This is a genomic window from Caulobacter sp. LARHSG274, from assembly GCF_052871235.1.
On record NZ_JBIXJO010000009.1, the window covers coordinates 1 to 11382 of the forward strand.

General features: G+C 69.3%; 11 protein-coding genes. 3 read left to right on the forward strand and 8 right to left on the reverse strand.

What is annotated here, in order from left to right; translation table 11 throughout:
• Positions 1-212: 212 nt before the first annotated feature.
• Positions 213-986, reverse strand: coding sequence for a RadC family protein (gene radC, locus ACIPQB_RS15435; protein WP_446486134.1), 774 nt, complete (start codon positions 984-986; stop codon positions 213-215).
• Between the two features lie 56 nt (positions 987-1042).
• Positions 1043-1873 (reverse strand): type I methionyl aminopeptidase, encoded by an 831-nt coding sequence (gene map, locus ACIPQB_RS15440; RefSeq protein ID WP_446486135.1) that lies wholly within the window; start codon positions 1871-1873, stop codon positions 1043-1045.
• Between the two features lie 267 nt (positions 1874-2140).
• Here map and ACIPQB_RS15445 point away from each other — a divergent pair, with 267 nt between their 5' ends.
• The 3 genes from ACIPQB_RS15445 (at position 2141) to ACIPQB_RS15455 (ending at position 4487) form a co-directional block, all read left to right on the forward strand.
• On the forward strand, positions 2141-2614 hold the full coding sequence (locus ACIPQB_RS15445; RefSeq protein ID WP_446486136.1) for a hypothetical protein: 474 nt from the start codon (positions 2141-2143) through the stop codon (positions 2612-2614).
• Entirely contained in the window at positions 2571-3749 is a 1179-nt protein-coding gene (locus tag ACIPQB_RS15450) for a DNA-packaging protein (protein ID WP_446486137.1), read from the forward strand. The genes ACIPQB_RS15445 and ACIPQB_RS15450 overlap by 44 nt, the downstream gene beginning before the upstream one ends.
• Positions 3750-3944: 195 nt before the next feature.
• Positions 3945-4487 (forward strand): dihydrofolate reductase family protein, encoded by a 543-nt coding sequence (locus tag ACIPQB_RS15455; protein ID WP_446486138.1) that lies wholly within the window; start codon positions 3945-3947, stop codon positions 4485-4487.
• A gap of 141 nt (positions 4488-4628) precedes the next feature.
• Here ACIPQB_RS15455 and ACIPQB_RS15460 read toward each other — a convergent pair whose 3' ends face one another.
• The 6 genes from ACIPQB_RS15460 to ACIPQB_RS15485 all read right to left on the reverse strand — a co-directional run bounded on the left by ACIPQB_RS15460 (position 4629) and on the right by ACIPQB_RS15485 (position 11354).
• Entirely contained in the window at positions 4629-5039 is a 411-nt protein-coding gene (locus tag ACIPQB_RS15460) for a DUF3806 domain-containing protein (protein WP_446486139.1), read from the reverse strand.
• Positions 5040-5096: 57 nt separating this feature from the next.
• Positions 5097-5744: a hypothetical protein gene (locus tag ACIPQB_RS15465; RefSeq protein WP_446486140.1), complete on the reverse strand. Its 648-nt coding sequence runs from the start codon at positions 5742-5744 to the stop codon at positions 5097-5099.
• 176 nt (positions 5745-5920) lie between these two features.
• The gene (locus tag ACIPQB_RS15470) at positions 5921-6604 is read right to left on the reverse strand and encodes a DUF6445 family protein (RefSeq protein WP_446486141.1); all 684 of its coding nucleotides are present in this window, start codon (positions 6602-6604) and stop codon (positions 5921-5923) included.
• Between the two features lie 101 nt (positions 6605-6705).
• Complete coding sequence (msrQ, locus tag ACIPQB_RS15475; protein ID WP_446486142.1) at positions 6706-7344, reverse strand: protein-methionine-sulfoxide reductase heme-binding subunit MsrQ; 639 nt, start codon at positions 7342-7344, stop codon at positions 6706-6708.
• Positions 7344-8261 (reverse strand): protein-methionine-sulfoxide reductase catalytic subunit MsrP, encoded by a 918-nt coding sequence (gene msrP / locus ACIPQB_RS15480; protein WP_446486143.1) that lies wholly within the window; start codon positions 8259-8261, stop codon positions 7344-7346. Before msrP ends, msrQ begins: the two co-directional genes overlap by 1 nt.
• 216 nt (positions 8262-8477) lie before the next feature.
• Positions 8478-11354: a bifunctional [glutamine synthetase] adenylyltransferase/[glutamine synthetase]-adenylyl-L-tyrosine phosphorylase gene (locus ACIPQB_RS15485; protein WP_446486144.1), complete on the reverse strand. Its 2877-nt coding sequence runs from the start codon at positions 11352-11354 to the stop codon at positions 8478-8480.
• Positions 11355-11382 lie beyond the last annotated feature (28 nt).

Here is an 11382-nt window from a genome sequence, read left to right on the forward strand (position 1 = left end):
GCCATGCAACCCGTCTACTCAAACAATGGCGGCACGCCCGTCAGCGTCCTCTCACGCCGAAAATCTCAAGACCCGAGTCAAATCAGCAACATCCCGACCGCTCCACAGCCCCAACCGGACAGCCGTGCCACAAGGGCGGGAATGACGGAGCTTTATTGGGGAAAGGAGACCCCAAATGGACAACCCGCACCTCTCCCCTCGCCCGCGAACGTTCAGAACAACCCCAGCGCCTTGAAGCTGGCCACGCCGTCGCGGCCGACCACCAGGTGGTCGTGGACGTTGATCTTCAGGGCCTTGCCGGCCTCGATGATCTGCTTGGTCATGTCGATGTCGGGGCGCGAGGGGGTGGGATCGCCGGAGGGGTGGTTGTGCAGCAGGATGATGTTGCTGCTTGATAGCTCAAGCGCCCGGCGCATCACCTCGCGCGGATAGACCGGGGCGTGGTCGACGGTGCCGTGGTTCATGATCTCGTCGGCGATCAGCTGGTTCTTCTTGTCGAGGAACAGCACCCGGAACTGCTCGCGCGGCTCGTTGGCCAGGGCGACGCGGACATAGTCCAGCAGGGCGGTCCAGGACGAGATCACCGGCCGCCGGGCGATCTTGTCGCGCCCGGCCCGCAGGGTGGCCTCGTGCAGCAGCTTCAGGTCGAGGGCGGCGCTGTCGCCGACGCCGGGCACGGTCTTCAGCTCCTCGAGGCCGGCGGCGATCACCGCCCCGAACGAGCCGAACCGGGCCAGCAGCGTCTTGGCCAGCGGCTTGACGTCGCCGCGGCTGAAGGTGCGGAACAGGTAGAGCTCCAGCAGCTCATAGTCCGGCAGGGCGACCAGGCCGCCGGTCCGGGCCCGCTCGCGCAGCCGCTCGCGGTGGCCGAGGCGGTGATTGACGGGGGCGGCGTCGGCCAGGCCGGGCGATCGGCCGCCCGGCGGCGCCTGGTCGGCCGTTCGTTCGGCGTTGAACCTCTCGCCCAGTGACTTGCCGCTGACCATCGCCTTCCCGCCTGCGCGAGGCGAGTAGGGCAGATCAATCGCGGGTTGTCGAGGGCTTAGGCCCCGAGGATCGGCGGCTGGAACAGGCCGGCCGGCGAGGCGGTGAAGATCTCGTAGCCGTCCTCGGTGACGCCGATCGAGTGCTCGCACTGGGCCGACAGCGACTTGTCGCGGGTCACCGCCGTCCAGCCGTCGCCTAGCACCTTGACCGCGCTCTTGCCCAGATTGACCATCGGCTCGATGGTGAAGAACATCCCCGGCTTCAGCACCGCGCCCTGGCCGGGCCGGCCGAAGTGCAGGATGTTGGGCGCGTCGTGGAACACCTTGCCCAGGCCGTGGCCGCAGAAGTCGCGGACCACGCTGCAGCGCTGGGCCTCGACATAGGATTGGATGGCGTGGCCGATGTCGCCCAGGGTCGCCCCCGGCTTCACCGCCGCCAGGCCGCGGGCCATGCCCTCATAGGTGACGTCGACCAGCCGGCGGGCCTTGGCCCCGACCTCGCCGACCCCGTACATCCGCGAGGTGTCGCCGTGCCAGCCGTCGACGATCACGGTGACGTCGATATTGACGATGTCGCCCTCGCGCAGGGCCCATTCGCCCGGAATGCCGTGGCAGACCACGTGGTTGCGCGAGATGCAGACGGTCTTGGGATAGCCGCGATAGAACAGGCAGGCCGGCAGGGCCCCGCGGTCGAGGATGAACTCGCGGGCCAGGCGGTCGAGCTCGTCGGACGACACGCCGGGCTGCACGTGGGGGATCAGCATGTCCAGGCACTCGGCCGCCAGCCGGCCGGCCTTGCGCATGCCCTCGAAGTCGGCGGGCTTGTGGATCTTGATCGCGCCGGTGCGGGTCTCGGCTTCGATCTCGGCCGTGTCTTCGAGGGTCATGGTGGTCTGCTCAGGCTGTAACGGCCGGCGCGGCCCGCCTGCGAGGCGGCGCGACCGGCGGATCTCTTCGGGGCTTATGTCGCAACGATAGCACAGAAGTTCAACACGCGCGTCCCGATGGGAGGCCTTTGCGGGGATCGAGCGCGGTCGATGCTCGGCGTCCAGCGCATGAACCCCAGAAAAATCAAAGCTCTAAACTTTCTCGACCAAACTTGTCCTCGGCGCCCGCAGCCCCCGTAGACTTCTGTCATGGCCGGGAGAAGCAAGATGAGCCCCGAAGAACGGATGCGAGGCAGCGACAGCCTGCTGGCGAGGATGCACGCCGAAAACGTGTTGCTGATCGAGGCGACCACGTCTCAGCGCAACGCGGCCGAACAGAACAAGCTGCTCGGCGAGGTCGCCCTGACCGGCCGCCGCGTCAACGCCACCCTGGCGATGGGCCGCAAGTCGCTGGCCGACGTCCAGGCCCAGCGCCGGAAGATCGCGGCCTCGGTCGCCAAGGGCCGCCCCGCCAACGAGAACGACCCCGCCCCCCAAGAGGAGATGGAAATGAATGACGACTCTGGCCGAACCCCCGAACGTTTTGAAGCGCTTCACGCCGAAATCCAGCGAAGACTGGCTGCACTTGCTGCCCGACGGGAAAGTAAAGCAATGGATGGTCGAAACGTTCTGGTCCCTCGTGGTGGACGCGGCGAAGATGCTGCCCCCGGTCCCGGCGGAGCACCAGACTCCCCCGCCTGATCCCTGGACCACCTGGCTGTTCCTGGGCGGCCGCGGCGCGGGCAAGACCTTCGCCGGGGCGGCCTGGATCGCCGACCAGGCCACGCGCCACGGCCATCTGGCCCTGGTCGGTCCCACCTTCCACGACGTGCGCGAGGTGATGATCGAGGGGCCTTCGGGCCTCAAGAGCCTGTACCTGCCCGGCGACCGGCCGCACTGGCAGCCCAGCCGCCGGCGGCTGGTGTTCGGGACCGGCGCCGTGGCCCAGGTGTTCTCGGCCGAGGACCCCGACTCCCTGCGCGGCCCGCAGTTCCACGCCGCCTGGGCCGACGAGTTCTGCGCCTGGCCCAAGCCGGCCGAGACCCTGGCCATGCTGCGGTTCGGCCTGCGGCTGGGCCAGGATCCGCGGCTGATGGTCACCACCACCCCGCGGCCGATCCGGGCCCTGCGGACCCTGGTCGCCGAGGCCGGCACCGTGGTCAGCCGGGCGGCGACGGCGGCCAACGAAACCAACCTCGCCCCGGCCTTCCTGGCCACCCTGCAGAGCCTGTACGGCGGCACCCGCCTGGCCGCCCAGGAGCTGGACGGGCTGATCGTCGAGGGCGAGGGCGGGCTGTTCCGGGCCGAGGACCTGGCCCGCTGCCGGGGCGCGCCGCCGGCCGCCTTCGAGCGGGTGGTGGTCGCCGTCGACCCGCCGGCCACGGCCACGGGCGACGCCTGCGGCATCGTCGTCTGCGGCCGGGCCGGCGAGCGGGCCTTCGTGCTGGCCGACCGCACCGCCCGCGGCCTGTCGCCCAACGCCTGGGCCCGGCGGGCGGTCGAGGCGGCGGTGCTGTGGCGGGCCGACGCCCTGGTCGCCGAGGCCAACCAGGGCGGCGACATGGTCCGCTCGGTCCTGGCCCAGGCCGACCCGCCCTGCGGCGTCAAGCTGGTGCGGGCCTCGCTGGGCAAGCGGGCCCGGGCCGAGCCGGTGGCCGCCCTCTACGAACAGGGCCGGGTGGTCCACTGCGGGGCCTTCGCGGCCCTGGAGGAGGAGCTGATGGCCCTGGGCTCGGGCGACCTCGACCACAGCCCCGACCGCGCCGACGCCCTGGTCTGGGCGCTCACCGACCTGATGCTGGGCGCGGGCCGCCGGCCGCGGCTGAGCGTGCTGTGAGGGGTCCGGCGGGGCGCCGGCGGTTCGCTGGATATGAGGGCCGGACCCGTCGGCTTGAGCCGGGTTCGGCCCCTCGTGAGACAGGGCGGCGCCCAAATCCGTGTTCGGGATGTCGGCGTCAGCGTCGCTCGGGCGTCCTTAGGAGCATCAAGACCACGGGAGATAAAAGTGTCCGCATCAGTGCTCTTCATGTCCATGTCGCTGGACGGCTATATCGCGGGGCCCAACGATGACGTGGGCAATCCCGGCGGCGACGACTTCATGCGGCTGCACGACTGGTACGGGGATTTTTCCCGACCGACCGGGCCGGTCGGACAGCTTTGGGACGAATGGAACGGGCCAGGCGCCATTCTGGCGGGTCGGCGAACCGTGGAGCAGGTCGATCACTGGGGCGGCGACAATCAGGGCGTCCCGATCTTCGTCCCCAGCCACAGGCCGCCCGGGCCGTCGGTCGCGAACTATCCGCTGGTCAACTATGTGAGCGACGGGATCGCCTGCGCCATGGCGCAGGCCAAGGCCGCCGCCGGGGACCGGGACGTCTTGATGCTGGGCGCCTATACGGCGCAACGGGCGCTGGAAGCCGACGTGCTCGACGAACTGCAAATCCACCAGATCCCAGTCCTGTTCGGACGGGGCCGCCGACTGTTCGACGTCTTGCCGTCGCGCGTCGAGCTGGAGATCGTTCGGGTGATCGATACGCCCGAGGCCACGCACCTCCGCTACCGCGTCCGCCGCTGAGCCCGCCGTCACGCGTTTGGGGTCGCCGGCGTCAAGGCGCGGAGGGGCCTCGGGCTGGGAGAAGGCCCAGGTGGAGACCGGTCCGGCGGGTATCCCCCTAATCCTCCCTTCTCAGAGTCAGAGAAGGGAGGAAAGCGGCTCCTAGGCGGAAGCCGCCTGTTGCCCGAGTTGGCGCAGTCTTCGCACCGTCGCGTCCAGCAGTTCGGCCAGATCGCAGGGTTCGCCATCCTCAAGCCTGTGGCGCATCATCGAGAGCGGTGAACAGCCTAGGGCCCGGTCCCGAACAACGATCGCGACCTCATCGCCAAACTCGTCGTCGAGCATCATCGCCCAGCAAAGCCATGTCTGCTCAAGGAGGAGGTTTCCAAAGGCATAGCCAAGCGCCTCGGTCGCGGCGTGGGGGCGGGTCAGGTCGGGCAATAGCGCGTCGTAGAGCGCTTGCACATCCACAAGATCCGGAAAGCCGTCCGATCCCGCGAGATGGCCGGCCAGGGCGACCCCTGCGGAAATGCTTTCGCGTTCGGAGTCGGACAAAGATCGGTAAATGCCCATAGCTGGACCTTTTGTGACGCCGCTCTGGTGTCGAAGAGGGGTGGAGAAGCGGACGTATCAGGAGACCCAAAGGGCCAACCAAGCGGCGACCTCCCAAACGCCGCCGGGGTCACGCCGTAAAAGCCAGAGGAACCCGCCTCCCGCCAGAGGGCCAGAACCGCCGCCGACATAGGTCAGCGCTTCCGTCCCGTCCGGTGAAAGCACCGGCACGCTCACTGTCATGGAACGGTATGCATACAGGCCGGTTCGTCGATCGACCCTGTCGGCGCCGGGAGGCGCCTGCAGATGCACGCCGCGAGCGGCCGCATCTTGTCGAACGACGTCGCAACGACTGACGCTGAACAACTGAGCCGTCACGAATGCATTGATGGTGGCAGCCGCCGGCGGCGTAGGTCGCGTCGATGACACCTCGCCGCTCGGCGCGACCGCGAACCATCGCGGCGGTTCGACCTCCTCGCCTTCGACCGGAGGGTTTACCCGTTGAAGATCATAGCCGTCCGATCCGACCCATAGCTTGATCTGGCCGGAGTCCACCCGATCATTCAGCACCGTTCGGGCGGCCGTCGCGCCACCCATCATTTTCTCAAATGCGACCTCAGCCGCCGAACAGGCCTCGTCTTGTGCGGAAGTGCTCCCGGCCGCCGCATTGGAGCTCGCGCCGAGAAGAAGGCCGCTAGCGACGAGGCTGCAAAGAATCCGGCTCATGAGTGAAACTACACTCGTAATTGGAGGGCCGCCACCCCTCGCCCCGTTGTCCGCAACGGGTCAGGTCTAATTACGGTGACAGTGCACTAATTAAGCCGGATCAGGCCGATCGCTCAGTCGCGTGGCCCCTGGAGGCGCAAGTCGAAGCGCGAATTAGATGCACTGTCACCGTAATACTATGCAAGGCGAATGAAGACGTTCGTCGTCAGTCGTTCCGGGCATCCCAGGTCGGTGAAGTGATCTGGAGGAATCATTCCCGAGTGAAGAGCATTGCTTGGATAGACGGCAATTCTGCCACTATGCCCGGTAATGGCGGCGGTCATTTCATAGTCGTCGTTTGATCCGCAAATATAACTTTCGCGAGCCCCAAGATGCTTTATCGAGGCCAGATAGTCGTCGAGCCTGTCTTCGGTCACTCGCTCCAGTCCCGTGGCCCGATGGCGGTAGAGGGCGGTGCCCAGGGTGGGGGTCAGGTAGTGCAAGATGGCGATCATCTTGCCGCTGGCGTCATCAAAATGCGGGTGGCTCTGAAACCTCGTGAGTTTTTCGGGGCGCGTCGTGACCCTTGAAAAGGATGCCGATGTGGCCCCCAAAATGTCCGCGTCGAAGGCGTCGCTGATCATGGGCGCCAAGGTGTCCAGCATGGGACCGATGTAATCAGCCATCAGGCTGTCGCCCGGCGTGATGAAATGGCGCTCACCCGGGTATGGGCCTGTCGCTTGCGGATAGGGAGCCAGCGCGCGCGCGCGACTGACGATCGCATCGAGGTCGACGACATAGTTGTCGACAATCAGGACCGGCACTTTTTCGTGCCCGACATGGAGCAGGTGTGGTTCGATTGTCGTCCGCCTTTCCTGCACGTTCCAGTTCGATGGCGGCCATCAAGACTTATTCTCTGAAAGTCCGCAACGGCTCGGGATTGCGGTGGGGATTGCGGTGACAGTGCACGAATTGGACCGGCTCAAGCCGAGGCCTTCCCCCTGCCCCACCGGTCCCAGGCCCGCCAGCCCAGCAGCGCCGCGAGGATCGCCCCATAGACCAGCGGCGGCCGGTGGTCGGCCTTGACCAGCAGGTAGTAGTGGACCACGCCCAGCGGGACGATCAGGTAGATCAGGTTGTGGATCTGCTGCCAGGTCCGCCGGCCCAGCCGGCGGATCATGCCGTTGGTCGAGGTCACGGCCAGCGGGACCAGCAGGGCGAAGCCCAGCATGCCCAGGGTGATGAACGGCCGCTTGAGGATGTCCTTGGCCAGCTGGTTCCAGTCGAAGAACAGGTCGACGCCGATATAGGTCAGCAGGTGCAGGGCGATGTAGCTGAAGGCGAACAGGCCGACCGTGCGCCGGAAGCGGACCAGGCGCGGCTGCTTGAAGATCCGCGCCGCCGGGGTGATCGCCAGCCCGACCAGCAGCAGCCTCAGGCCCCAGACGCCGATCTGGCGGATCAGGGCCTCGATCGGATTGGCCCCCAGGTCGCCGCTGAACCCGCGCCAGGCCAGCCAGACCAGCGGCGCGAAACAGGCCAGCCAGACGCCGGCATAGACCAGGTTGTCCTGCGTCTTGCTGGGCCGCTTGCGGACCAGCCGCTTGACCGTGGCGTCCATCAGAAGTTGGTCCGCAGGTCCATGCCGCGATAGAGGTCGGCGACATACTGGCCATAGCCGTTGAACGGCAGGGTTTCGCGGCGGCGGAACTCGCCGATGCGGCGCTCGGTGGCCTGCGACCAGCGCGGGTGGTCGACGGCCGGATTGACGTTGGAATAGAAGCCGTATTCGCGCGGGGCCGACAGGTTCCAGGCCGTGGCCGGCTGCTTTTCGACCAGGCTGATCCGCACGATCGACTTGGCGCCCTTGAAGCCGTACTTCCACGGCACGACCAGCCGCAGCGGCGCGCCGTTCTGGTTGGGCAGGACGTCGCCATAGAGGCCGACGGCCAGGATGGTCAGGGGGTGGACCGCCTCGTCGATGCGCAGGCCCTCGCGATAGGGCCATTGCAGCACGTCCCAGCGCTGGCCGGGCATCTCGGACGGCCGCTTCAGGGTCTCGAAGGCGACGTACTTGGCCTTGGCGGTCGGCTGGACCGCGGCGATCAGGTCCTTGAGCGGAAAGCCCACCCACGGGATGACCATCGACCAGCCCTCGACGCAGCGCATGCGGTAGATGCGCTCCTCCAGCTTGTTGGCCTTGATCAGGTCGTCGATGGCCAGGGTCATCGGCTTTTCGCATTCGCCGTCCACCCGCACCGTCCACGGCCGGGTCTTCAGGCCGCCGGCGTGCTCGGCCGGATCGGCCTTGTCGGTGCCGAATTCGTAGAAATTGTTGTAGCCGGTGACGTCCTTCTTCGGCGTCGGCGGCTCGGTGGTCGAAAAGCCCTTGCTGAAGCTCAACGCCGCCTGCGCCCCGCCCGCCAGCCCGGCCAGGCCCAGCCCCGCCGCCGCGCCCAGGAACTGCCGCCGGCGCAGATAGAGGCCATGGTCGGTGACGTCGTTGTCGGTCAGGTCGGGGGCGTGGCGGATCAGCATGGCGGCGACTCCAGGGCTACCCTGGAGGATACGCGGCGGCGGCGCGATTGGTTACAGGGGAAAAGTGGCCGTCGCACAGCACGACTCCCTTCCCCCTTGATGGGGGAAAGGCCGGGGATGGGGGTGACTGCTGAGCCGGCGGCGCGAGGAACGCTTCGCGTTCACCCCCATCCGACCCCTTCGGGGCCACCTTCCCCCATCAAGGGGGAAGGAAAATCAGCCCCGCACCACCGCCTCGAACGCCTGCCGGGCCTCCTTCTTGGCCCTCGTCAGCTTGGCCTTCAGGGCGCGGAACTCGCGCACGCCGCCGGCCCGGGCCAGCAGGGCGCGGAAGGCCTTGGGTTCGGTGTCGGGGTCGTGGCCGTCCTCCAGCGCCACCTTCAGCAGCTGCGACAGGTCCTGCTCCAGCCGCCAGGCCGCCTCCAGGGCGGTCAGGGCGGCCTTGTCGCCCAGGCCCGCGGCCTTCAGGGCGGCCAGGGCCTCGCCGGTGTTCTGGGCCAGGGGACCGCCGTCGGCCGCGTGGGCCAGCTGCAGGAACTGGGCGGCGAACTCGATGTCGACCAGGCCGCCGGGCGTCAGCTTGAGGTCCCAGTCGCCCTTGCCGGGCCGTTCGCGCTCCATCAGCGCCCGCATCTCCAGCACCTCGGCGGCGGTGCGCCCTGGATCGCGCGGCCGGCGCAGGGCGGCGGCGATCGCCGCCTCGGCCCGGGCCTGGAAGGCCGGCGAGGTCGCCCAGACCACCCGGGCCCGGGTCAGGGCCTGCAGCTCCCAGATCTCGGCCTCGCGGTCGTAATAGTCCTCGAAGGCCGCGAAGCTGACCGCCACCGGGCCCTTGGTGCCCGAGGGCCGTAGCTTCAGGTCGACCTCGTACAGCGTCCCCTCGCCGGTCGGGGCCGACAGGGCCGAGGTCAGGCGCTGGGTGAAGCGGGCGTAGAAGCTGTCGGCGCTCCAGCCCTTGAGTTCCGAGGCCGCCTCCGGGGCGTCGGCGGCGTAGAGGGTCATCAGGTCGAGGTCCGAGCGGGCGGTCATCTCGCGCGAGCCGGCCTTGCCCAGGGCGACCACCGCCACCTGGCCCGGGAAGCTTCCGCCCAGCCGGGCGACCTCGGCCAGGGCGACCGGGGCCAGGCCGCCGACGATCAGGTCGGCCAGGTCGGCGAAAGCCGCGCCGGCGTCGCGGGCCCCGGCCGTGCCGCTGATCACCCGCACGCCGATGCGGAAAGACTGGTCGCGGAACAGCCGCCGGGCCGCGTCCATGGCCGGCTCGAACGCCTCGACGCCCCAGGGCGGGTCACGCGGCATCTCGATCGGCCCGAAGAAGGCGGGGTCGAGCAGGGCGTCCAGGGCCGTCGGCCGCCGGGCCAGGGTGGCGGCCAGGCGCGGGGCGAAGGCCATGACCTCGACGATCAGCTCGAACAGGCGCGGCTGGGCCAGGAACAGCGACTGGATCTGCACGCCGGAACTGAGCGAGGAGAAGAAGTCGCTGAAGCGGTTGAAGGCGTCCTCGGGCGCGCCGGTGGCGTAGGCGGCGTCCAGCAGCCGCGGGGCCAGGCGGGTGAACAGCTCGCGGCCGCGCTCGGTGCGGGTGGCGGCGATGTGGCCGTGGTGCCAGCCGCGGATGGCGGCGGCGACCCGCTCGGGGTGGGAAAAGCCCATGCGCCGCAGGGTGGCCAGGGTCTCCGGATCGTCCTCGACGCCGGTGAAGACCAGGCTGCCGAACCGCGAGGACAGCGCCTCCTCGCCCTTGAACAGCGCGCCGTAGCGGCGGTTGACGCCCTTCAGCAGGTGGCCGACCACGGCGTCGAAGCCGCGCAGAGCCCCGTGCCCCCACAGGGCCGCCACCCGCCTGCGGTCGGCGTCGGACTCCGGAAGCTTGTGGGTCTGGTCGTCGGCGATCATCTGGGCCCGGTGCTCCAGGGCCCGCAGGTCGCCATAGGCCTTGGCCAGATAGGCGCGATCCTCGGGCGAGACATGGCCGGCGGCGGCCAGGGCGGCCAGGGCGTCGAGGGTGCGCGGCGAGCGCAGGTCCGGGTGGCGGCCGCCGAGGATCAGCTGCTGGGTCTGGACGAAGAACTCGATCTCGCGGATGCCGCCGCGGCCCAGCTTGAGGTCGGCGCCCTTGGCGGTCAGGCGCTCGTCGACCTTGTAGGCGTGGATCTGGCGCTTGATCGAGTGGATGTCGGCGATGGCCGCGAAGTCGAGGTTGCGCCGCCAGATGAACGGCTGCAGGTCGTCGAGGAAGGCCTGGCCGCGGGCCAGGTCGCCGGCCGCGATCCGCGCCTTGATGTGGGCCGCCCGCTCCCAGTTCTGGCCGACGCTCTCGTAGTAGTCGAGCGCCGCGTCGACCGGCATGGCCGGCGGGGTCGAGGCCGGGTCCGGGCGCAGGCGCAGGTCGATGCGGAATACGTAGCCGTCGGCCGTGCGCTCGGCCAGCAGCCGGCCCAGGTGGTTGGCGATGCGCACCGCCACCCCCTGCGGCTCGACGCCCGAGGCCACGGGCAGCGCCTCGGGCGCGTAGAAGATCGAGAAATCGATGTCGCTGGAATAGTTGAGCTCGAAGGCCCCGTGCTTGCCCATGGCCACGCAGAACAGGCCAGGCAGCGGGCCGTCGGGCCCCTCCCCCACCTGGCGCAGGGCCCCGCGCGCCGTCTCCAGCCGCGCCGCCTGGGCCAGGCTGGCCTCCAGGGCCGCGTCGGCGAAGCGGGTCAGGGCCCCGGTCACCGCGTCCAGCTCCCAGACCCCGCCCAGGTCGCACAGGGCGGTCAGCAGGTGCAGGTCGGCCTTCAGCTCGCGCAGGGCCTTGCGGGCGGTCTCAAAGTCGGGCTCGGCGGCCACGGCCGCGGCGGCGGCCAGGATCTCGCCCAGTCGCACGTCGGGATCGGCGGCCAGGATCAGCGGCAGCCGCCGCCCGTCGCGCCGGGCCAGGCCGGCCAGGTAGGGCGAGGCGGCGAACACCGGCGCCAGGGCCGGCCAGGCGGCCTCGACCGCCGCCATCGCCTCGCCGGCCTTGCGGGCGATCGCCTCATGGGCCCGCTCGGCGGCCTTGGGATCGACCACGGGGCCGCAGGGGGTGAGGCGTTCGAGCAGGCGAGTCATGCCGGCACTGTGGCGCGGGCGGACGGTC

Excerpts from the sequence above, each read along its gene's own strand:
- ACIPQB_RS15465 (WP_446486140.1), bottom strand. The coding sequence starts at position 5,744 with ATGAGCCGGATTCTTTGCAGCCTCGTCGCTAGCGGCCTTCTTCTCGGC.
- msrQ (WP_446486142.1), bottom strand. The coding sequence starts at position 7,344 with ATGGACGCCACGGTCAAGCGGCTGGTCCGCAAGCGGCCCAGCAAGACG.
- ACIPQB_RS15445 (WP_446486136.1), top strand. The coding sequence starts at position 2,141 with ATGAGCCCCGAAGAACGGATGCGAGGCAGCGACAGCCTGCTGGCGAGG.
- radC (WP_446486134.1), bottom strand. The coding sequence starts at position 986 with ATGGTCAGCGGCAAGTCACTGGGCGAGAGGTTCAACGCCGAACGAACG.
- ACIPQB_RS15485 (WP_446486144.1), bottom strand. The coding sequence starts at position 11,354 with ATGACTCGCCTGCTCGAACGCCTCACCCCCTGCGGCCCCGTGGTCGAT.
- msrP (WP_446486143.1), bottom strand. The coding sequence starts at position 8,261 with ATGCTGATCCGCCACGCCCCCGACCTGACCGACAACGACGTCACCGAC.
- ACIPQB_RS15460 (WP_446486139.1), bottom strand. The coding sequence starts at position 5,039 with ATGGGCATTTACCGATCTTTGTCCGACTCCGAACGCGAAAGCATTTCC.
- map (WP_446486135.1), bottom strand. The coding sequence starts at position 1,873 with ATGACCCTCGAAGACACGGCCGAGATCGAAGCCGAGACCCGCACCGGC.
- ACIPQB_RS15455 (WP_446486138.1), top strand. The coding sequence starts at position 3,945 with ATGTCGCTGGACGGCTATATCGCGGGGCCCAACGATGACGTGGGCAAT.
- ACIPQB_RS15450 (WP_446486137.1), top strand. The coding sequence starts at position 2,571 with ATGCTGCCCCCGGTCCCGGCGGAGCACCAGACTCCCCCGCCTGATCCC.